We start from the raw sequence: 21,165 nt of genomic DNA on the forward strand, positions 1-21,165 counted from the left end.
AGCTTAGATGATGAATTTTGATCGTAATACTCCTATTGCTTTTTTAGGTATGGGGCTTATGGGAAGTCGGATGGCAACCCGCCTTATTCAAGCTGGCTTTCAAGTTGCGGTTTGGAATCGAACCTTCTCTGCATGTGAAGAACTGATTGATATCGGCGCCCAACCTTTAGAACTTTCAAATATTGGTGACTATCCTATTATTTTAATCTGTCTAGCAGATGATAAAGCCGTAGAGGCAGTATTTGAAAAAATTCAACCTAACTTAAAAGCTGAACAAGTTATTGTGGATTTCTCAAGCTTATCTGTTGCTGTAACAAAAATGCTTGCTCAAGCAGCTGCCACACATGACGTTATTTGGATTGATTCACCTGTATCAGGTGGAACAGCTGGAGCAGAACAAGGCACACTTGTCATTTTTGCAGGCGGTAATGCTCAAACGATTACGGAACTAACGCCTGTTTATAATGTTCTATCTCAACGTGTAACTCGAATGGGCGATACGGGAACTGGCCAAGCTACCAAAATTTGCAATCAACTGATTGTTGCAGCCAACAGCGCCCTTATTGCAGAAGCTGTCGCGCTTGCAGACCGAGCGGGTGTAGATACAACTTTACTCGCTCCAGCCTTAGCGGGTGGATTTGCAGACTCTAAACCCTTTCAAATTCTAACCCCACGCATGGCAACTCATACATTTGAGCCTATTCAGTGGAAAGTTCAAACATTATCTAAGGATCTTAACAACGCAGTAACATTGGCTAACAATGTTAATTTAGACATCCCCGTTGCACAAAAAGCTCTATTACAGCTACAAACTCACCAAAAAAATGGCTTTGCTGAGAAAGATTTAGCTACTATGATTCAATTAGTAGAGCAAAAATAAACGGAGTTTGAGTATGGGTCGTCTTGCAGTCAATTTATCCATGATTTTTACCGAAGTTCCTTTAATTGAACGCTTCGCTCTGGCTCATGCACAGGGCTTTGAATATGTAGAAATTCAATTCCCTTATGAATTGACGATTGAAGATATTCAAACTCAACTCGAACGCTACAATCTCAGTCTTTGCTTAATTAATGTACCTGCTGGTGATCTTATGCAAGGTGGGAATGGTTTAGCAGGCATACCCGGCCAAGAAACAGCTTTCCATGAGGCATTAGAATTGGCTATTAGCTATGCCACGGCTTTAAACGTTCCTCGTGTTAATATTTTGGCGGGTAAGCAACCACTAGATGCTGACTTACTTCCTTGTTTAAAAACACTAGCAGCCAATTTAAAACTTGCCTGCAACTTACTCAGTGAACATGATATAGAACCCGTTTTTGAAATGATTAATGGCACGGATATGCCTCGCTTTTTGGTGCAGAACATTGCGCAGGGCCAAGAAATGCTAGAAGCAGTCAATCACCCTGCCCTCAAAATGCAATATGACTGCTATCACATGGCCATGATGGGTGAAGATGTACTTGAGGGTTTGCAAGAGAATATTAACTTAATTGGACATATTCAATTTGCAGACTGTCCGGGCCGCCATGAGCCTGATACAGCTCAAATTCCTTATGAACAAATTTTTTCTTGGTTAAAACAAAGTTCTTATCAAAACTATATTGCAGCAGAATATAAGCCTGAAAATACTTCAAATCAGTCATTTACATGGAAGAAAAAGTATTTTTCGGATGATGTAAATATATAAACTGTTACGAGTTTTGTTTGAAATTTAGCGCGAAAACCACTATATTAGATAGTGAGTAATTGTCAGGAAAATATACCCTATATGAATTTAGAACCATCGCCCAGCGTGTCTAATTCTCACGATTTCGCAATGAATACCTCAAATAAAGACGTACAAACTTGTCTCAAAGTCGTCCACGACGCTTTAGTTGATGTAAAAGCAAAAGATATTCTCCAGTTAGATGTTAGCTCAATTAGCAATGTCGCTGATGCTATTGTAATTGCGAGCGGTACTTCTACTCGTCATGTGAAAGCACTTGCAGACAATGTTGCAGAAGAAGCTCGAAAAGCCGGTTTCCGCCCGATTGGCGTTGAAGGTGAACGAGATGCAGAATGGATCTTAATTGATCTCGGCTTTGTTGTAGTACATGTGATGCTACCAACAGCTCGTAAATTCTATGATTTAGAAAGCTTATGGCGTACCGCTCCAGAGTCGGTTGCTTAAAATTTTGCTTTTAAAAAAAGCGGCTCTTTTGAGCCGCTTTTTTTATTTACTAAACAAAAAATTTTAACCATTTCAAATATCCCATCACCCCCCAAATCCCAATCATCACTTATAACCAAATTTGACATGACAAATTGTCAGATTTGCAGCACTATACATTTTCTGAAAGTCCTCACCAATAAATAGCATAACCGGAGTACAGAAAGTGAAGATATTAATTACAGGTGCCAATACGGGCATTGGCTTTGCTACAGCAGAACAACTCATTAAACAAGGACAACACGTCATTCTAGCGTGCCGAAATCCACAAAAAGCCCAAGATGCGCAAAACAAACTACTTTCGCTTAATCAAGGGCAAGTCGATTTAGTTTCCCTCGATTTAAACAACCTTGAGTTAACCCGAAAAGCAGCAGATGAAATTGCAGACAAATATGGCAGCCTTGACGTACTCATTAATAATGCAGGCTTATTCGCCAAAAGCAAACAATTAACCAATGAAGGCTTTGAGCAACAATTTGGGGTTAACTATTTAGGTCATTTTTTACTAACTCAAAAATTAGTTCCAGTTTTAAAACAATCTCCGAAAGCACGTATTATCCATCTTGCATCTATTGCTCACTGGGTAGGCTCAATTAAACCCAACAAGTTTCGTGCAGAAGGTTTTTACAATCCCCTGTTCTATTATGGGCAATCGAAGCTTGCAAATTTATTATTCAGCAATGCACTAGCAGAACAACTAGCTGGAAGTTCAATTACCAATAATGCATTACACCCCGGCGGTGTTGCTTCCGATATTTATCGTGACTTACCAAAACCGGTTTATGCAGCGATGAAATTAGGATTAGTGCCAACTTCAGTTCCAGCAAAACTCATTACAGAAATGGCAACTGGAAATGCTTGGCAAAACCGTAATGGCGAATATGTCAGCGCACATATGCCAGACTGGAAATCATCACATGCCAAAAATCAGCAACTGGCACGTGACCTATATCAACAATCTCTAAACCTTGTAGAAAAATTTCTTTAAACAAATAAGCCAAATAAAAAAAGCCACCCGAGGGTGGCTTTTACAATCCTGATTGAGGTCAGATTAGTGACCACCACCATTGATTGCTTTTGTCATATCTTCAACAACTTTCTTAGCATCACCAAAGATCATCATTGTTTTTTCGTTATAGAACAAATCATTGTCTAGACCAGCATAACCTGTTGCCATAGAACGCTTAATCACCATAATTGTACGCGCTTTATGAGCTTCAAGAATCGGCATGCCATAAATTGGCGAGCTTGGATCATCTTTCGCAGCAGGGTTTACAACGTCGTTTGCACCAATTACAAGTACTACGTCTGTTGCAGGGAAGTCTGAGTTAATCTCATCCATTTCCAAGATGTCTTCATACGCCACGTCTGCTTCTGCAAGCAATACGTTCATGTGTCCAGGCATACGACCAGCAACAGGATGGATTGCGAAACGAACACGAACACCTTGCTCTTTTAGAATTTCACACAATTCTTTTACAGCATTTTGTGCACGACCTTGCGCCATACCATAACCTGGCACAATCACAACGCTGTCAGCATTTGACATCAAGAAGCCAGCATCATCAGCAGAACCAGAACGATGGTTACGTTGAACTTGCTCACCTTTAGCAGCAGTAGCAACCGCTGCACCGCCCATTGCACCACCAAACAATACATTGATGATCGAACGGTTCATTGCTTTACACATGATGTACGACAGAATCGCACCAGATGAACCCACGAGAGAACCCGCAACGATCAACATGTTGTTTTCAAGTGTAAAACCAATACCTGCCGCAGCCCAACCAGAGAATGAGTTAAGAAGCGATACTACTACAGGCATATCACCACCACCGACTGGTGCAATCCACACCCAGCCAAATGCAAGCGCAAGAGCTGTCATTGCCCAGAAAGCAGTCATGTTGCCAGTCGTGAAGAAGTAAAAACCACAAGCCAACATCGCAATAAAGATAAGCGCTTGAACAGGTTTAACCCATGCACCAGAAATTGTTTTAGCCCATTTTTTCGCAGCCAATTTACCGTACGCAAACACAGACGCAGTAAAGGTAATCGCACCAACGAAACAACCAACAAACAATTCAAATAAATGAACTTTGCTCATGTGCACATGTTGCACACCAGCTGCCGTTAAAGCCGCTTCATTTTGAGCAAACAATTCAGTTAATTGGTTGTTATGTAAAATCGCAGCAATTGCAATTAAAACAGCAGCCAAACCAACTAAAGAGTGCATAAGTGCAACCGTTTCCGGCATTTGCGTCATTGGTACAGTACGAGCACGTGCAATACCTACGATTGCGCCGAGCACCATTGCACCAACAATCATCCAGATCACTGGATTATTCGCAACAAAGAAAGTCGTTACAACTGCAATCGCCATCGCGATCATACCGTAACGGTTACCTTGAATTGCTGTTTTAGGGCCAGACAAGCCACGAAGCGTCAAGATAAAGAGGATTGCGCCAACAAGGTACAACCAGTTTGCGTTTGCTTGAATAAATTCCATGTCAAAGCCCTCTTATTTCTTTTGCTTAGGCTTGAACATTTCCAGCATGCGTGCAGTTACTGCAAAGCCACCGAAAATATTAATGCTTGCCAAAAATACTGCAATCGCACCAAGTACGCTCACCACATTTACACTTTGAAATGCAACGTTAGCATCTACACCCAAAATAGGTAGACCCACAGTTTGCAACATCGCACCCACTACAATAATAGATGACAACGCATTGGTTACAGCCATAAGCGGCGTATGTAAAGCTGGTGTAACACCCCAAACTACGTAATAACCTACGAAGATGGCAAGGACGAAAATTGTAATAGTTTCAACCATGAGAAATCTCCTTAACCACGCTTAAGCAGTACTTGACCGCCATGAGTGACCAATAGGGCTTTTTGGATTTCGTCTTCTTGATTAATCGCAAAGTTTTTCTCTTTGTCGAATAAAGTCTCTACGAAATTAAAAACGTTACGTGCATATAGCGCTGAAGCTTCTGTCGCTACAGTTGCCGGAATATTTGGAATACCCAAAATTTTCACGCCATTTTCTGTAAAAACAGTCTCGCCCACTTTAGAGCCTTCAACGTTACCGCCAGTTTCAACAGCCATATCTAAAATGACAGAACCCGGTTTCATCTTGGCAACAGTTTCAGCCTTAATCAGACGTGGTGCATCACGACCCGGCAAGAGCGCAGTAGTAATCACGATGTCAGCGTTAGAAACAGCCTTATCAACAATCGCGGCTTGGTCTTTGATGTATTGCTCACCCGGCATCCATCCATAACCATTTTTAGCGGCATCCGCTGCACGTTGTTGCTCTTCTTCAGACATTGGTACGTCTAACCACTTACCACCCAAAGACTCAACCTGATCTTTTGCTGTAGGACGTAAATCTGTAGCTTCAACAATTGCACCTAAACGTTTTGCAGTTGCAATTGCCTGAAGACCTGCAACGCCCACACCCATAATCACAACACGAGCAGGTTTTACAGTACCAGCAGCAGTCATAAGCATTGGGAACATGCGCTGATATTCAGCAGCAGCAAGCAAAACTGATTTATAACCAGAAAGGTTTGCCTGAGAAGACAATACGTCCATATTCTGCGCACGAGAAAGCGTACGAGGAAGCAATTCCAGAGCAAAAGCAGAAACTTGCTGATTCGCAAACTGATCTAGCTCGGTATTACGATAAGGATCAAACATTGCTACAACAGCAGTATTTGCTGCAAGTTTTTGAATTTCCCCGCCTTGTGGCGCGCGAACTTTCAAAATAATTTGACTACCCGTATAGGCATCATCCGTAATGGTTGCACCGACCTGTTCATAAGCACTGTCAATGTACGCGGCCTTTACACCAGCACCACGTTCAATCACAACGCTATGACCAGCGCTAATCAACTTCTTTACTGTCTCTGGCGTAGCAGCTACACGATTTTCACCGACGACAGTTTCGGTTGGGATTCCGATCTGCATGAGCGTTCCTCAAGCTAATTTCTCATTGTCAAAAACATTGCAAGCTGCAATGTTTCCCCCATGTGTATTCTTTGTACAGAATTTGGATTCTAATTGAACTTTTTTAAAATACCACCCAATATTTATTTAATAAATACCCATATTTTGAACTGATGATTCACGATATTTGATTTGAGGTGTAATATAGGAAGATTTTTATTTTTTTGCAGACAATAGTCTCTCTTATACAGTCTTGTATATGAAAATTTCGTTTTCTTCGTTTCAAATCGGATCTTTTTTTGCTCTTTGCTCTGCTTTTCTATTTAGTACAAAAGCAATCTTTATTAAACAGACTTATGCCCTTTCTCCATTAGTAGATGCTACAGTCCTGATGGCTTTACGCATGTTAAGCGCTTTACCGTTCTTTCTACTTATTTGTTGGTTTAACAGGCATCATAATCAGGGCATAAAAAAGAAGGATTGGCTAATTTTAATTTTTGCCGGTCTATTAGGCTACTACTTTGCCAGTTGGCTCGATTTTATGGGTCTCATGTTTATTAGTGCCTCTCTAGAACGAATTATTTTATTTTTGTATCCCACGCTTACAGTCATCGTCTCAAGCTTACTCTACAAACAAAAATTAGATGCAAAAAGTTTATTTGCCATTTTTCTTAGTTATGGTGGAACCGTGTTGGTCATGCTGCAAGAGCACAACAACGCACCAATTCAGGGCAACTTCTGGCTAGGTACAAGTTTAGTATTTGCAAGTGCGGTGGCTTTTGCAGGCTATTTATTACTAACCCCACCATTAATTAAGAAATTTGGTTCTTGGAATTTCACAGGGTTAGCATTAACTGTGGCTTGTATCGGTACATTAACGCACTATGCACTCAGCACACCCCACCCGATTCAACTTCTATTACAACTCCCCTCTAGTGTGATTTGGTATGGAATCGGTCTTGGCTTCTTAGTCACCGTCTTACCTACCGTTATGCTCATGCAAAGTATTGAACGATTAGGTGCCTCTCAATCTGCAATGATTGCTTCGATTGGACCGGTTTTAACAATTTTGCTTGCTGTTGCTTTTTTAAATGAACATTTAAATATGTGGCAATGGGTCGGTTGCCTTCTCAATATTATTGGTGTGATGATGATTACATTAAGAAAGAAAAGGCTAAAACATTAAATTCTCTTGACCTCAACTTAAGTTGAGGTTGGATACTCATCTAAATTTTAATGAACGGTTGAGTTCCATGAGTAAAGAAACTTTTAAAATCATAAATCCATCAACTTTATATGACCCTACCCCAAATGCTTATAGCCATGTGGCTGTGGTAGAAAATTTTAAAAAGATTATTCATATTGCAGGTCAAGGTGGCGAAAATTCAAAAGGTGAATTAAGCCCAAATTTTGAAGAACAAGTTATCCAAGCCATTAATAACATTCAACATGCTTTAAAAGCTGCCAATGCGGAGCTTAGTAATATTGCGGTGTTAAGAGTTTTAGTTGTTGACCATTCGGTCGAAAAACATCAAATTTTAATTAAAATTATGCAGAATTTATGGAAAAATCATCCTTTTCCAGCCTGTACACTCATTCCTGTACCACGCCTTGCGCTAGAACACATGCTTATTGAAGTCGAAGCAACCGCATACACCCAATAAAATCGAGAGGACATCATGTCTACCCCTGAAGATATCAGTCAGAATAAACCTTTGCTTTGGTTGATGGCAGCAGCATGTGGCTTATGTGCAGGTGTGAATTATTATTGTCAGCCCCTAATTCACTCGATTCAACAAGAGTTTGCTGTAACTCAAGCACAAGCAGCATTAACCGTGACATTTGCTCAGGTGTCTTATGCCCTCGGTTTACTCTTTATTGTTCCAATGGGTGATATCGTCAATAAAGCCAAGGCTATTCCGTTTTTAATGGTACTTTGTGCAATTGGCCTATTTACTTCTGCTTTTGCTGTTAACTTACCCATGCTATGGATCGGTACAATTTTAGCGGGTTTGTTTTCGGTTGCAGCTCAAGTGCTTATTCCACTTGCCACAATGACTGTAAAACCCGAAAAAACTGGCGAGATCATTGGCTTTTTAATGAGTGGTTTATTGGTCGGAATTTTACTTTCTACCAGTCTGGCAGGCTTATTTTCGAACCTTTTCCACTGGAAAGTAGTCTATGTCGTAAGTGGAGTATTAATACTCCTGCTAGCATTTACCTTAAAAAGCCGCTTGCCTTATGTCTTACGTATGAAAATGAACTATGGGCAAATCTTTGTTTCCATGGCTCAACTTTTAAAGCAGGAAAAGCGATTATTATTAAGAGCGCTTACAGGTGCTTTCGCCTTTGCAGCAGTAAGTATCTTGTATTCCACTATCGCCTTACTCCTTACCTCAGCACATCATTTACCTGATCTCTTTATTGGACTAGTGCCTTTAGTGGGTATCTTCGGTGCTTTATCAACACGCTACATTGGTAAATATGCAGATCAAGGCCATACTGGCTTACTGACATGGATGGGCTGCGGGCTGTTCTTAGTAAGTTGGGTTTGTTTCTACTTTGGACAAACTTTACTTTCTACTTATGTTATTGGCTTTGCTTTAATTCAGTTAGCACTCGCGCTCGTACACACCAGTAACCAGAGCATTATTTTCCGTTTACGACCAGATGCTAAATCTCGTATTAATGCCATTTATATGACCACTTACTTTATTGGTGGTGCAGGTGGTTCAGCATTAGGAATTTTTGCATGGAACCGTGGTGGATGGACCATGACTTGCCTTGCAGGGATTGGGCTAGTTGTTCTTTGTATTTTATTTAGTATGCTCGATACGATCTTACAAAAAAAGAAAATGGCTTCCCAATAAGGTAACTTGTTATAAATCATCTTTCTATATTCAACACAAGGGTGGTTATAAATTACTCGGTTAAATGCCCCTGTCGATTCAAGCATAAACCTCGTATAATGCTGCCCTTTCATTAATTTAGCGACTTTTGGGCTATTGGTTATGCAATCACTTCAATCGTTACAACCTCGTATTTCTGTCGCACCCATGATGGACTGGACTACAAAGGATTATCGATTCTTTGCACGCTTGTTTAACCCAAATGTTGTGCTCTATACAGAAATGGTAACTACAGGTGCGATTCTTTTTGGCGATGCAAAACGTCATTTGGACTACAGCGCACAAGAGCACCCTATCGTATTACAACTTGGTGGCTCAAATCCGCAAGAGCTTGCGACCTGCACAAAAATGGCCGAAGACTGGGGTTACGATGAAGTCAACCTCAATGTAGGCTGCCCAAGTGACCGGGTACAGAACAATAAAATCGGTGCTTGCTTAATGGCAGAACCAGAGTTAGTTGCTGAATGCATTCATACCATGCAAAAGGCAGTAAAGATTCCTGTAACAGTGAAACACCGTATTGGTATCGATGACATGCAATCTTACGAAGAGATGCTTCATTTCGTAGATACTGTTGCGGCAACAGGTTGTACTTACTTCGTTGTGCATGCTCGTATCGCTATTTTGAAAGGTCTATCTCCGAAAGAAAACCGTGAAGTTCCACCTTTGCGCTATGAAGATGTTTATCGTTTAAAACAAGAGCGCCCACATCTCACCATTGAAATTAACGGCGGAATTAAAACGTTTGCTGAAACTCAAGCACATTTACAGCATGTTGATGGTGTCATGATTGGCCGTGAAGCCTACCACAATCCCTACTTACTTGCGGAAATGGGTCAGCTTTGGAATTTAGAGGCACCAAATCGATTCGATATTATGGAACAAATGCTGCCATATATTGAACAACGTATGGCTGAGGGTGCTCCGCTTTCAATCATTACTCGTCATATCTTAGGTTTATTCCAAAACTTGCCAGGTGCTCGAAAGTGGCGTCAGGCGCTAAGTGGCGGAAATGCGAAAACTTTAGGTGATGTAGAACAGGCTATTAGCAACATGCAAGCAGCTCTAATTCGTACCGAGGAATATTTAAAAGAACAGCAAGCTTAAGTCTGTGATCACTTCTTAAATTGTAAGAAAATGTGGCATTTTAAATCAGAGACTTAGATTTTGAGTATATTCGCAAATGTTGAAGCAAAATATTCAAATTTAAGCTCTGGTTAATTATTTATTTATAATGATATCAATAATTTAAATTTCACTATTTTTAATCACTCTTTTGATGAGCATCTTTTTACTCTAAAGCAGACCTCTCTGGAAAAAAGATACGTTATTACATAACATAAACAAAACTTTTAAGGTACGCCGATTAGTATCTCTGAACGCCACAGGTAGGTGGTGATTTTTTTAATATGGATATGAGTAGCACGGTAGAGATTTCACGATGATTATTTATGACGGACAAGTAGCTGATAATTACATGTATCAGGATTCAAATCAGGCAGCCATTGTTGTATCCCACAGCACCCCAAGCCTTCCTTATCCTTTCACCATGAAACCCAATAATCATCAGACAGAAACTTCCAATACTCCCGCTATAGATATTGATAAATTTGTAGAAAAATTAGAAAGTGTTACCTCTAGACGCAGTAAAGCTCGTTGCGCACGTAGTATCCGCCTTGCACTAGAATCTGCTGGTGCCAATGTCGAAAATCACCCAATTGCAGCTTCAGATTGGGGAGATACCTTAAAAAAGATTGGCTATAAAGAAATTAATCCAGCCTTTGATGAACCACAAGAAGGTGACATCTATATCATTCACAGAACCCGTAACCATGTTTATGGACATATTGCTGGATATACAGGAAGTGAATGGGTCTCTGATTTCAAACAAAATAGTTATGATGTCTATAAAGATGATAGCGTTACTTACACTTACTATAGATTAGCCACTTAATCATTTTTCTAAGATTGAAAGGTTTGATAAATGAGTTCAGCACAATGCTGAATCAATTCATCATGATCTTTTCTATAGACCAGCAAAACTTCTGAAAGTGACAAATGATCTGCCAAAGGTAATAACTTTACTTGGTTAGGCAAAATTTGCTGAAATTCTTTAGGCACAATACTTACACCTAAATTTGCAGCCACAAGGTGTAACTGTGAAATCTTACGTGACTGGATTGGAGCTTTTTGTGGGGTAAATCCTGCGGCTAAACATAGATTTGAAACTAAATAGCTTAATCCACCTCTTTTAGAATGTGGTGTAGAAACAAAGTATTCTTCTTTTAAATCTTTGACTTCCAACTTCTCTTTATTTGCAAATTTAGCATGATCAATATGTACAGCCACCATTAAAGGTTCTTCATATAATTTAATAATATTGACGTCATCTAGTGTGTGCCGAACAGGAGGTCTAATAAAACCAATATCAATTTCACCGTTCATTAAAGCTAAGATTTGCTGCTCAGATGACAAGGTGTTTATCTCAAAATTTATATATTTGACTAAGCTAATTTCTTTTAATATTTGAACCTTTTTATTATCCATGACAATACTGCTCGAGTGAGCAATTTTAATCTGGCGATTTTTTCCTTCTGCAATATTCTTAGAAACTCCAATGATCTCATTTAAATAATGCATATTATCTTTTATTTTTTTATAGAAGACTTCTCCCGCTGTTGTCAGTTTCACTTTCTTATCAGTACGATCAAATAACTGAAAATCAATTTCTTCTTCTAGTAATTTAATTTGCCGACTTAAAGCAGACTGAGCTATGAATAGCTTTTCAGAAGCCGCAGTAAAGCTTCCTTCTTCAACGATTTTTATAAAATATTGGAATTGTTTTAACGTGAGCATTTCTATCTCAAAATTAGATCATTAGGTCTATTTTCTATATTAGATTAGATAGATTACCTTCGCTAGAATTTTATCAAGACCATTCACTTGATTGAATTATTCATGAAGTATTTAAAAGGTTTAGCCATCTTCACCGTTATTGTTCTAATTTTATGGTGCTTTAAATTTTATGATCAACAGCTCCCAACACAGCCCCAACACGACAACATAGAGTTATATGATTAAGTCAATTTTAACTTTACTCAAAAAACAAAAGGCATGCACTCACATAAGTGCCTGCCTTTTTAAGATTTAAATTACGCTTTCTTTAAATCGAGTTTCTTCAAAACTTCCGCTACAGCAATCATTGCAAAGCTTGACGTCACCACTACCGCCGAACCATATCCACCACAACGTAGGCCAGCCGATGGGCAAACATCTGCACTCGAAAATGGATTATCGATTGAATAAACACAAGTAATACCAAATTTCTCTTTCGGCTTTTTACAGATCCCACGAGCACGAAGTTGACTACGTAGCTTCGCTAACATTGGGTCTTGTTCTGTTTTTGATAAATCAGCCACACGGATTTTAAGCGGATCAAGCTTACCACCAGCTCCACCCGACACAATCAACGGAATTTTATTAAAACGGCAATGGAGCATTAAAGCCAACTTTGCTTTAACGTCATCAATACAGTCCAAGATAATATCGGGTACAGGATTTAAAAGCTCGGTGACATTCTCAGGTGTTAAGAAGTCATCAATAATATTTACTTTAATACGTGGGTTAATTTGGCGACAACGTTCCGCCATGATCTCAACTTTTTCACAACCTAGAGTTGATGTCATTGCAGGTAACTGACGGTTCACATTTGATGCTGCAACCACGTCCATATCGACTAACGTGATCTCGCCAACACCTGTACGTGCCAAAGCTTCTACCGCCCAACTACCGACACCACCAATACCAATCACCATCACATGACTTTTTTCATAGTGCTGGAACGATGAATCACCATAAACTTTGGCTACACCTGCAAAACGGCGGTCATATTCATCTTGTTGGAGATCGGTCATGAAACTAGCTTTCTCTTAAAAATCAAACCACATATTTTACTGATTTTTATGTACAACGTCTTGCCGTTCTTACAAATAAAAATAGCCAATGAAATTGAAAGAATTGGATGATCCCGACTTACTTTTATTTCAAGGCGAAAATGAAATTGATTTCAACCGATGCATTCTTGGGAAGTTGGTACACGCTGACTGAAGTACGTGTATGCCGCCCCGTTTCTAAACCCAAAATTTCATACAGAATTTCAGATGCCCCATCAGCAACTTCACTTTGTTGTGTAAAAGCTGACGTTGAATGAACAAATACATTCATTTGTAAAACTTTTCCGATAACATCTAAAGTCCCATAGTGCTGTTTTAAAATTGCTAAAGCTCTCATGGTGCTAATACTTGCAGCAAGCTGTGCATCTGATAAATCAACATCTAATCCAACTTTTCCACAAGTCTGTACTGTATCGCCCACTCTTGGAATTTGACCACTAATAAATACAAGTCCAGCATGTTCAATGAGTGAGGTATATTTACCTCCTATTTTTATATCTCCTGAAAAATCAAAGGCTAATCGAGATTCCACGTTTAAAAATACTGTATCTCTATCCATAAATGCTTCTTCTTATAACAAAAATTATTTCATTTATATTTAGCTCATCCAACAATCAAAGACAACAAAAAAGCCCCATAAATATGAGACTTTTTTGTGGAACTCATGAAAGATAGGTTTTTATTCCGCAATCAAATTCCGTAATACATAATGCAAAATACCACCCGCCTTAAAGTACTCAACCTCATTTAACGTATCAATTCGACATAACACATTAAAGTGGCTAGCGACTCCATTTGGCCCTTTTACATCAACCTCAAGAATTTGATGAGGCTGAACACCATCAGACAAACCTCGAATTGATATCACCTCATGACCAGTTAAGTTGAGTGACTGTCGAGTTTGCCCATCAACAAACTGTAGTGGCAACACACCCATACCCACCAAGTTTGAACGATGAATACGCTCAAAACTTTCGGCAATGACAGCTTTGACACCTAACAAGTTCGTTCCTTTGGCCGCCCAGTCACGTGAAGAACCTGTTCCGTATTCTTTACCAGCAATAATCACAAGCGGTGTATGTTCTTGTTGGTAACGCATCGCCGCATCATAAATAGCAAGCTTTTCACCACTTGGCACATGAATGGTGTTACCACCTTCTTCACCACCAAGCATCTCGTTTTTAATACGAATATTGGCAAAAGTCCCGCGCATCATAACTTCATGATTACCGCGTCGAGAACCGTAGGAGTTAAAGTCTTTTGGCTCAACACCTTGCTCTTGTAAATATCGACCTGCCGGACTGTCTTTTTTGATATTACCTGCTGGTGAAATATGGTCAGTCGTTACCGAGTCACCAAGTACTGCCAAGATATTTGCTTGTTCAATATTTTTAATTGGTTTTGGTGGTTCGCCAATGCCCTCAAAGAATGGCGGATGACGGATATATGTCGAATCATCAGCCCATTCATAAGTTTTACTTTTTGGAATCTGAATTGATTGCCAGCTTGCATCACCATCAAATACCGCAGCATATTCTTTATGGAACATGTCGGTATTTACTTTCTGTAAAACGACATCAATTTCTGCCTGACTTGGCCAGATATCTTTTAAATAAACAGGTTGCCCATCTTTACCTTGCCCAATAGGTTGCGTAGTCAAATCGGTACGAATATTACCAACTAAACCGTAAGCGACTACCAAAGGTGGCGAAGCAAGCCAGTTTGTTTTAACTAATGGGTGTACGCGTCCTTCAAAGTTACGGTTACCAGAAAGTACTGATGCAACATTCAAATCATGACATTGAATTGCGTCTTCAACTGGTTCAGGTAAGGGGCCTGAGTTACCAATACAGGTTGTACAACCATATCCCACCAAGTTATAGCCCAACTCATCTAAATACGGCGTAAGCCCAGCAGCTAGCAAATAGTCAGTCACGACTTTAGAGCCTGGTGCAAGAGAGCTTTTCACCCACGGTTTACGCTGCAAACCTTTTTCAATCGCTTTTTTAGCAAGCAGACCTGCTGCCAGCATTACACTTGGGTTAGAAGTATTGGTACAAGATGTGATGGCTGAAATAACAACATCACCATGATTTAATGGATAAGTTTGCCCTTCAATCACACAAGAAGGGCTTTCATGTTGAATATTTGCTTTCTTTGCCTCGACCGCAGTACCGCCACCGCCTTCATTTTCTAAACGTTCTTTGGCTTCCTTGGCTGGTTTTAAAGTTAACTCCATCAGCGCATTAAACGTTTTTGGTACTTCTGATAAAAGCACACGGTCTTGTGGACGTTTTGGACCTGCTAGACTTGCCTGAACCGTACTCATATCAAGACTTAAAGTGTCTGTAAAAACAGGTTCATCACCTGCATTTCGCCATAAGCCCTGTGCTTTGCTATACGCTTCAACCAGTTCAATACGATCACTTTGACGACCGGTTAGTTTCAAATATCCCAATGTCACTTCATCAATTGGGAAGAAACCACAAGTCGCACCATACTCTGGTGCCATGTTGGCAATAGTTGCACGGTCAGCAAGTGGTAAATCAGCTAAGCCGTCTCCATAGAACTCTACAAATTTACCCACAACACCTTTTTGACGAAGCATTTGAGTAATAGTCAACACCAAGTCAGTTGCAGTAATTCCTTCTGGTAGTTTGCCTGTGAGCTTAAAACCAACGACTTCAGGAATCAGCATAGAAATCGGTTGGCCCAGCATAGCTGCTTCGGCCTCAATTCCCCCTACACCCCAACCCAATACACCTAAACCATTAATCATGGTGGTATGTGAATCTGTACCCACTAAAGTATCTGGAAAAGCAAAAGTCTGACCGTTATCTTCACCTAGCCACACCGCTTGAGCCAAATACTCTAAATTGACCTGATGGCAAATACCTGTGCCCGGTGGCACTACACTAAAATTATTAAATGCAGATTGCCCCCAACGTAAAAATTGATATCGCTCACCATTACGTTGCATCTCGATTTGTACGTTTTCTTCAAATGCCTGATCATCGGCAAAATAATCAACCATTACAGAGTGGTCAATCACCAAATCAACGGGAGATAAGGGGTTAATTTTTTCAGGGTCGCCGCCCGCTTGTGCCATCGCTGCTCGCATTGCAGCTAAATCAACCACTGCTGGCACACCCGTAAAATCTTGCATTAAAACCCGCGCAGGACGATATTGAATTTCCTGATCTGAGCTACGGGTTTTTAGCCATTCTGCTAAAGCATGGATATGTTCAGTTTTAACGCTGTGCTGATCTTCAAATCGTAATAAGTTTTCCAATAATACCTTTAAAGATTTCGGCAGTTTGGCAATATCCCCTAGCGTTTTCTCTGCTTGGGCTAAGCTAAAAATCTGATAATTGCTGGAACCTACTGTTAGCGTCTGTAAAGCATTAAAACTATTGATATTGCTATACTTAGCCATTGGGTTATCCTCCCATGTCTGGCAATGTTATTTTTCACGTTTTTACATGTTGTTTTCTTACTTTAAGCTTCTTTTTTAATCGCTGTGTTTTGTTTTAGTTAATATTTTTAATCTTTGATTTTTATTACGATAATTTCAATGCAGTGAGAGAGTTTTTCCACAGCACCTCAGCCAAATCTGACTCTGGCATATTTAAATTTTCAGCTAAACTTTGTAATACATAAGGCAAATTAACAGGGGTATTACGAGTCCGCTGTTCTGTTGAAGTTTGACAGCAAAGCGGTGTCATATCTGGACAATCTGTTTCAATCACCAAATGCTCTGCACCTATAGCCTGCACAACCGTATGAAGTTTTTTTGCGTTTGGGTTGGTGATCTGCCCCGTCACACCAATTTTAAAACCAAGCTTAATAAGGCCTTTTGCCTCTTCTACCCCACCACTAAATGCATGAGCAATGCCACCCAATTTAAATTTTTGAGCTTTTAATATAGCGAGCACATCACCATGCGCTTTTCGAATGTGGAGTAATACTGGTTTTTGATATTGGGTTGCAAGCTCTAACTGATCTGCAAAATATTGTTTTTGCTTATCATATATATCGGGCTGCTTATGTTCTTTTAAGAAAGTATCTAGGCCAATTTCACCTACCGCCACACAGTCCTGTTGCCGCAAGATGTGTTCAAGGTGAGAAAGATGTTCTGGGTGATGCTCCTCAATATAAAACGGGTGTAAGCCTGGTGCTAAATATGAAGTGGGCACATTTTCCCAGCTCTTTAACTGATGATGAATTTGCACCAATTCGTCAAAGCGTGACTGCACAAAACCAATTAAGACTAATGCATCTACGCCCACTTTTTTGGCATTAAGCGCTAACTGTTGCCGATCTTCATCAAAATCGGCAACATCAAAATGGGTATGGGTATCAAACAAATGCATTAGCCAGCACTTTTTGCAACTGGTGCTGAAGCTGGTTTAGCTTTAGGCTGTGGCAAATACTCTTGTTTCAACACTTCTTGTAATTGGTCATATGGAATGACTAATCGAGGTAATCCCACCACATATGGTCCAATTTCATATTCACCATATTGAAGAATTAAACCTTGCTCACCCAATAAGAAGTTATCAGATAACTTAAATGGCCAAGCTTGCTCATATTCACCTACATTATCAGCCAATTTCGAGTCCGTAACCCAAGTCTTAAAGGCTTCATGGGCTAACTTTTCTAATGCAGTTTTTTGCTGTGGGCGTAACAAATCTTCAAGCTTGATCTGCTTTTGTTCTTTTAAATCAAAATTATAATAATGCTGTGCAGCAGAACCATGTGCTCCGCCTAAATAGCTACTACTATTCAGTACCACGGTTACGACTTTACCTTGAGCCTGCAAGATTTTAGGTTTCACCAAAAGATTTATCTGATGATTACTACTTAAAGCTTTTAACTCATTGTCCAAACCAATAAATGAATTGGCGTAACGTTGAACCTGTGCATCAAAACTATTTTTTTGCTCTGCACTCGCAACTCCTGAAGCTTCTGTTTTTTGATCTGATTGCTTCACTTTAGCATCTGGTTCAGCAATCTCTAAAATTTGACCTAGAGTCTTTAAGATTTGCTGATCTAGAATTTTGTCAATAAATGGAAAATTACTCTGCAAACGTTCAACTGTGAATTCGGGACAAGTTTTACCATCACAATCAGGTAAAGCAACCTTAGTAGGAACTGTTTCACCCTTCAAAGTCAGCTCTACTGGCTTTTGTTCCTCGACTGCTGGTTTCTGCTGTTCTTGAGAGTCCTTAGGATCAGCTTTAGGTTGGCATGCTACCAAAAATATAGCAGAAGCAAGCAAAGTTAATCGCAGTGAAGCTTTAGAAGATAACATCATATTTTGCCTTTTATTCTAAGGAGATTGCACAGTGCCTTTTCTAAGAAATTAGCGCATATAAATAGAGGTTGCAAATTCTGCTACCATCTTAAAACATTTGTTCATAAACCTCGGGTTGTAATATTTTTTTGGTTTGTTCTTTAGATAAATAAATATCGAGCTGTGGAGCTTCTTTAGTGATCTGGTTTGCCTGATAATGTAAGCCAACACCTTCACCATCAAAGAACCAATCTGCCTGCCCCCAATATAAAGTTTTGGGTGCTTCTTTCTTGATGTCAGCAGTCTGCTTTTTTAGCCAGTCTTGATAGGCCACCTGCACCATTTGATGTACAGCTGTTTGTTGATCTTTTTGTAAAACATCTAATAAAGCTAAGCTCTTATGCAGTTTTCGGTCAGCCACAAAAAAGTAATAACGGTCTTTAATCGTGAGCTCTTCTTGCTTGGTATCAAGCCCTAATTGCAATAAAACATATTGGTTACGCTGTGATGCAATACGCGTATGAAGATGTAATTCGTAAGCCCGATTCTTTGAATATTTATCTTGCCATTCATCAGACTTTTTAACATAGGCATTAATGGCTTGCTGCAAGGTTAAGTCTTTTTTCAAATCAATTTGGTCTTGGATCACTTTAGCCTGGCTTTTGGCAATCCATTCATTTAGCCATGCATCTTGGGTCTTTATCGTTTGAATATCGACATCAATACAGTTTTTCTTCTCACAAAATGGCAAAGCATAATCCGCTTTTACTTGTTGTAAGTTAAGAAATGGCAGTACTTCAGCCTTTTCTATATGTTGAGTTTGGGTAGATGCTAGTTTTGTTTGAGAAGATGATGAAGGCTGAGTTCTTTTCCAGACAAAAAGACAAATTGCCAAAATTAATATGAGTACTGCAACTACAAGCGCAATAACTGTCTTTCTATTCAAATTCATTTCATCATCCTTTCTTATTTTTCAAAACAAAACAGCTTCTATTCGAAGCTGTTCGTCACATTAAAATGATCAGTGTTCACGTGTGTTACGGAACTGAATATCAGGCCAACGCTCTTGCATAATCTGCAAGTTCACTCGGCTTGGCGCAAGATAGGTTAAGTGTCCGCCGCCATCGATAGAAAGTTGATCATGTGCTTTCTTCTTAAACTCATTCAGAGTTTTTTCGTCATCACAGTGAATCCAACGAACTGTGTTAACACTTACAGGCTCATAAACACAGTCAACCTTATATTCTTCTTTCAAACGATAAGCAACCACATCGAACTGAAGCACACCTACCGCACCCACAATCAGGTCATTGCTGATTTGTGGCATAAATACCTGAGTCGCCCCTTCTTCCGACAACTCTTTCAAACCTTTTTGCAATTGTTTTGACTTCAATGGATCTTTTAAACGCACACGACGGAACATCTCTGGCGCAAAGTGAGGAATACCTGTGAAATGCAAATTTTCACCACTGGTAAAAGTATCACCAATTTGAATTGTGCCATGGTTATGTAAACCAATAATATCGCCTGGCCATGCTTCTTCTAAATGTTCACGCTCACCAGCAAGGAATGTCAAAGCATCACTAATACGGACATCTTTACCAAGACGCACGTGGTTCATCTTTAAGCCTTTTTCATATTTACCAGAGCAAATACGCATGAAGGCAATACGGTCACGGTGTTTCGGATCCATGTTGGCTTGAATTTTAAATACAAAACCAGAGAAACCTTCCTCTTTCGCCTCAACCACACGCTCTTGTGTAGGATGCGCTTTAGGTTCAGGTGCCCAGCCCATGAAAGCATCTAATACGTGGTCAACCCCAAAGTTACCTAATGCCGTACCAAATAGAACCGGAGTTTGTTTACCTTGTAAAAATAATTCGCGGTCTAATGGCTCATTCGCCATTTGCACAAGTTCAAGCGACTCTTCAAAAGATGCCCAAGCCAACTCACCTACTTTTTCGCGAATATCCGCATGATCATATCCATCACGGACTTCAATATCTGTAATGGTTGAGCCAAAGCCCGCTTTGTAGACATACAATTTATTTTCAATAATGTTGTATACACCAGCAAAATCACGTCCCATCCCTAATGGCCATGTAATTGGTACACAACGGATATTGAGGACATTTTCAATTTCATCAAGTAACTCAAGCGGCTCACGAATCTCACGGTCCATCTTGTTTACAAATGAAATAATAGGAGTGTCGCGCATACGACAAACTTCCATCAATTTGATGGTACGTTCTTCGACACCTTTTGCACCATCAATTACCATTAACGCAGAGTCAACTGCGGTTAGGGTACGATAAGTATCTTCCGAGAAGTCTTCATGCCCCGGTGTATCGAGTAAGTTAATCGTATGACCTTTATAAGGGAACTGCATAACAGACGTGGTAATCGAAATACCACGCTCTTTTTCCATTTCCATCCAGTCAGATGTAGCTGCGCGGTCAGATTTACGGCTTTTTACCATCCCTGCAACCTGAATTGCTTTACCCCATAACAGTAATTTTTCTGTCATGGTGGTTTTACCGGCATCGGGGTGGGAAATGATGGCAAATGTGCGGCGTTGAGCAACCTGTGCCGCTAACTCATCTTTAAAACTCATGAAATACACCTACTGCGGAGATTGCAGTGCCAAAGACCTAAAGTCGATCAAAATAAAAATTGGCGTAATTGTAGCAGATTTATAGAAGTGTTTAATGATTGTTGATAAGCCATGAGCTACTCATAAGCTTTTTAGATATTTTTTGAGAATGTAGCTTAGCATCTTAGAAATTTTATAATTAAAAAAAGCCCATACAATCTTAGATGGGCTTTCTTCGGGTTTAGCAGAATAT

At 39.8% G+C, this 21,165-nt stretch carries 21 protein-coding genes; 10 read left to right on the plus strand and 11 right to left on the minus strand.

Going from position 1 to position 21,165, the window contains the following annotated elements:
* Positions 1-10 precede the first annotated feature (10 nt).
* From ACS604_RS09790 to ACS604_RS09805, 4 genes are all read left to right on the plus strand, one after another.
* On the plus strand, positions 11-880 hold the full coding sequence (locus ACS604_RS09790; protein ID WP_474771815.1) for an NAD(P)-dependent oxidoreductase: 870 nt from the start codon (positions 11-13) through the stop codon (positions 878-880).
* Positions 881-893: 13 nt separating this feature from the next.
* Entirely contained in the window at positions 894-1,688 is a 795-nt protein-coding gene (locus tag ACS604_RS09795; protein ID WP_474771548.1) for a hydroxypyruvate isomerase family protein, read from the plus strand.
* A gap of 81 nt (positions 1,689-1,769) precedes the next feature.
* On the plus strand, positions 1,770-2,171 hold the full coding sequence (gene rsfS, locus ACS604_RS09800) for a ribosome silencing factor (protein WP_004794586.1): 402 nt from the start codon (positions 1,770-1,772) through the stop codon (positions 2,169-2,171).
* Between the two features lie 205 nt (positions 2,172-2,376).
* On the plus strand, positions 2,377-3,198 hold the full coding sequence (locus ACS604_RS09805) for an SDR family NAD(P)-dependent oxidoreductase (RefSeq protein ID WP_474771550.1): 822 nt from the start codon (positions 2,377-2,379) through the stop codon (positions 3,196-3,198).
* 63 nt (positions 3,199-3,261) lie between these two features.
* On the opposite strand, the gene ACS604_RS09810 is transcribed toward ACS604_RS09805, so the two are convergent.
* Genes ACS604_RS09810 through ACS604_RS09820 form a run of 3 tightly spaced genes read right to left on the minus strand, consistent with a single transcriptional unit; the run spans position 3,262 to position 6,182 of the window.
* Complete coding sequence (locus ACS604_RS09810; RefSeq protein WP_004794591.1) at positions 3,262-4,716, minus strand: NAD(P)(+) transhydrogenase (Re/Si-specific) subunit beta; 1,455 nt, start codon at positions 4,714-4,716, stop codon at positions 3,262-3,264.
* A 12-nt stretch (positions 4,717-4,728) separates the two neighbouring features.
* Positions 4,729-5,043: a proton-translocating transhydrogenase family protein gene (locus ACS604_RS09815; protein WP_003654992.1), complete on the minus strand. Its 315-nt coding sequence runs from the start codon at positions 5,041-5,043 to the stop codon at positions 4,729-4,731.
* 11 nt (positions 5,044-5,054) lie between these two features.
* On the minus strand, positions 5,055-6,182 hold the full coding sequence (locus ACS604_RS09820; RefSeq protein ID WP_004794594.1) for a Re/Si-specific NAD(P)(+) transhydrogenase subunit alpha: 1,128 nt from the start codon (positions 6,180-6,182) through the stop codon (positions 5,055-5,057).
* A gap of 238 nt (positions 6,183-6,420) precedes the next feature.
* Between ACS604_RS09820 and ACS604_RS09825 the strand changes: the two genes are divergently transcribed.
* From ACS604_RS09825 to ACS604_RS09845, 5 genes are all read left to right on the plus strand, one after another.
* Positions 6,421-7,347 carry a DMT family transporter gene (locus tag ACS604_RS09825; protein WP_004794596.1) on the plus strand — a complete coding sequence of 309 codons (927 nt, stop codon included), beginning with the start codon at positions 6,421-6,423 and terminating at the stop codon, positions 7,345-7,347.
* Between the two features lie 67 nt (positions 7,348-7,414).
* Positions 7,415-7,825: a RidA family protein gene (locus ACS604_RS09830; protein ID WP_474771553.1), complete on the plus strand. Its 411-nt coding sequence runs from the start codon at positions 7,415-7,417 to the stop codon at positions 7,823-7,825.
* A 15-nt stretch (positions 7,826-7,840) separates the two neighbouring features.
* Complete coding sequence (locus tag ACS604_RS09835) at positions 7,841-9,031, plus strand: MFS transporter (protein WP_474771555.1); 1,191 nt, start codon at positions 7,841-7,843, stop codon at positions 9,029-9,031.
* Positions 9,032-9,172: 141 nt separating this feature from the next.
* A complete protein-coding gene (dusA, locus tag ACS604_RS09840; protein ID WP_474771557.1) occupies positions 9,173-10,177 on the plus strand; it encodes a tRNA dihydrouridine(20/20a) synthase DusA in 1,005 nt (334 codons plus the stop codon).
* Positions 10,178-10,511: 334 nt separating this feature from the next.
* The gene (locus ACS604_RS09845) at positions 10,512-11,024 is read left to right on the plus strand and encodes a hypothetical protein (RefSeq protein WP_004794631.1); all 513 of its coding nucleotides are present in this window, start codon (positions 10,512-10,514) and stop codon (positions 11,022-11,024) included.
* Between the two features lie 8 nt (positions 11,025-11,032).
* On the opposite strand, the gene ACS604_RS09850 is transcribed toward ACS604_RS09845, so the two are convergent.
* Positions 11,033-11,932, minus strand: coding sequence for a LysR family transcriptional regulator (locus ACS604_RS09850; protein WP_474771816.1), 900 nt, complete (start codon positions 11,930-11,932; stop codon positions 11,033-11,035).
* Positions 11,933-12,028: 96 nt separating this feature from the next.
* Between ACS604_RS09850 and ACS604_RS09855 the strand changes: the two genes are divergently transcribed.
* Positions 12,029-12,151: a hypothetical protein gene (locus tag ACS604_RS09855; protein WP_353155650.1), complete on the plus strand. Its 123-nt coding sequence runs from the start codon at positions 12,029-12,031 to the stop codon at positions 12,149-12,151.
* A 71-nt stretch (positions 12,152-12,222) separates the two neighbouring features.
* On the opposite strand, the gene ACS604_RS09860 is transcribed toward ACS604_RS09855, so the two are convergent.
* The 7 genes from ACS604_RS09860 to ACS604_RS09890 all read right to left on the minus strand — a co-directional run bounded on the left by ACS604_RS09860 (position 12,223) and on the right by ACS604_RS09890 (position 20,933).
* Positions 12,223-12,984: a tRNA threonylcarbamoyladenosine dehydratase gene (locus ACS604_RS09860; RefSeq protein WP_353155648.1), complete on the minus strand. Its 762-nt coding sequence runs from the start codon at positions 12,982-12,984 to the stop codon at positions 12,223-12,225.
* Positions 12,985-13,108: 124 nt separating this feature from the next.
* Positions 13,109-13,582, minus strand: coding sequence for a RidA family protein (locus tag ACS604_RS09865; protein WP_474771560.1), 474 nt, complete (start codon positions 13,580-13,582; stop codon positions 13,109-13,111).
* Between the two features lie 120 nt (positions 13,583-13,702).
* Positions 13,703-16,459 (minus strand): aconitate hydratase AcnA, encoded by a 2,757-nt coding sequence (gene acnA / locus ACS604_RS09870; RefSeq protein WP_474771562.1) that lies wholly within the window; start codon positions 16,457-16,459, stop codon positions 13,703-13,705.
* A gap of 124 nt (positions 16,460-16,583) precedes the next feature.
* Positions 16,584-17,396, minus strand: coding sequence for a TatD family hydrolase (locus ACS604_RS09875; RefSeq protein WP_474771564.1), 813 nt, complete (start codon positions 17,394-17,396; stop codon positions 16,584-16,586).
* Positions 17,396-18,337, minus strand: a complete 942-nt coding sequence (locus ACS604_RS09880; protein WP_474771817.1) for a DUF3298 and DUF4163 domain-containing protein — start codon at positions 18,335-18,337, stop codon at positions 17,396-17,398. The genes ACS604_RS09875 and ACS604_RS09880 overlap by 1 nt, the downstream gene beginning before the upstream one ends.
* Positions 18,338-18,428: 91 nt before the next feature.
* Positions 18,429-19,271, minus strand: a complete 843-nt coding sequence (locus ACS604_RS09885; RefSeq protein WP_004794647.1) for a hypothetical protein — start codon at positions 19,269-19,271, stop codon at positions 18,429-18,431.
* 69 nt (positions 19,272-19,340) lie between these two features.
* Positions 19,341-20,933 carry a peptide chain release factor 3 gene (locus ACS604_RS09890; RefSeq protein WP_004794650.1) on the minus strand — a complete coding sequence of 531 codons (1,593 nt, stop codon included), beginning with the start codon at positions 20,931-20,933 and terminating at the stop codon, positions 19,341-19,343.
* Positions 20,934-21,165: the final 232 nt, after the last annotated feature.

This window comes from Acinetobacter sp. Li1LvA2 (assembly GCF_056156705.1).

Coding starts and splice junctions, on each gene's coding strand:
- ACS604_RS09790 (WP_474771815.1), top strand. CDS start 11: ATGAATTTTGATCGTAATACTCCTATTGCTTTTTTAGGTATGGGGCTT.
- ACS604_RS09795 (WP_474771548.1), top strand. CDS start 894: ATGGGTCGTCTTGCAGTCAATTTATCCATGATTTTTACCGAAGTTCCT.
- rsfS (WP_004794586.1), top strand. CDS start 1,770: ATGAATTTAGAACCATCGCCCAGCGTGTCTAATTCTCACGATTTCGCA.
- ACS604_RS09810 (WP_004794591.1), bottom strand. CDS start 4,716: ATGGAATTTATTCAAGCAAACGCAAACTGGTTGTACCTTGTTGGCGCA.
- ACS604_RS09815 (WP_003654992.1), bottom strand. CDS start 5,043: ATGGTTGAAACTATTACAATTTTCGTCCTTGCCATCTTCGTAGGTTAT.
- ACS604_RS09820 (WP_004794594.1), bottom strand. CDS start 6,182: ATGCAGATCGGAATCCCAACCGAAACTGTCGTCGGTGAAAATCGTGTA.
- ACS604_RS09825 (WP_004794596.1), top strand. CDS start 6,421: ATGAAAATTTCGTTTTCTTCGTTTCAAATCGGATCTTTTTTTGCTCTT.
- ACS604_RS09830 (WP_474771553.1), top strand. CDS start 7,415: ATGAGTAAAGAAACTTTTAAAATCATAAATCCATCAACTTTATATGAC.
- ACS604_RS09835 (WP_474771555.1), top strand. CDS start 7,841: ATGTCTACCCCTGAAGATATCAGTCAGAATAAACCTTTGCTTTGGTTG.
- dusA (WP_474771557.1), top strand. CDS start 9,173: ATGCAATCACTTCAATCGTTACAACCTCGTATTTCTGTCGCACCCATG.
- ACS604_RS09845 (WP_004794631.1), top strand. CDS start 10,512: ATGATTATTTATGACGGACAAGTAGCTGATAATTACATGTATCAGGAT.
- ACS604_RS09855 (WP_353155650.1), top strand. CDS start 12,029: ATGAAGTATTTAAAAGGTTTAGCCATCTTCACCGTTATTGTTCTAATT.
- ACS604_RS09860 (WP_353155648.1), bottom strand. CDS start 12,984: ATGACCGATCTCCAACAAGATGAATATGACCGCCGTTTTGCAGGTGTA.
- ACS604_RS09865 (WP_474771560.1), bottom strand. CDS start 13,582: ATGGATAGAGATACAGTATTTTTAAACGTGGAATCTCGATTAGCCTTT.
- acnA (WP_474771562.1), bottom strand. CDS start 16,459: ATGGCTAAGTATAGCAATATCAATAGTTTTAATGCTTTACAGACGCTA.
- ACS604_RS09875 (WP_474771564.1), bottom strand. CDS start 17,396: ATGCATTTGTTTGATACCCATACCCATTTTGATGTTGCCGATTTTGAT.
- ACS604_RS09880 (WP_474771817.1), bottom strand. CDS start 18,337: ATGTTATCTTCTAAAGCTTCACTGCGATTAACTTTGCTTGCTTCTGCT.
- ACS604_RS09885 (WP_004794647.1), bottom strand. CDS start 19,271: ATGAATTTGAATAGAAAGACAGTTATTGCGCTTGTAGTTGCAGTACTC.
- ACS604_RS09890 (WP_004794650.1), bottom strand. CDS start 20,933: ATGAGTTTTAAAGATGAGTTAGCGGCACAGGTTGCTCAACGCCGCACA.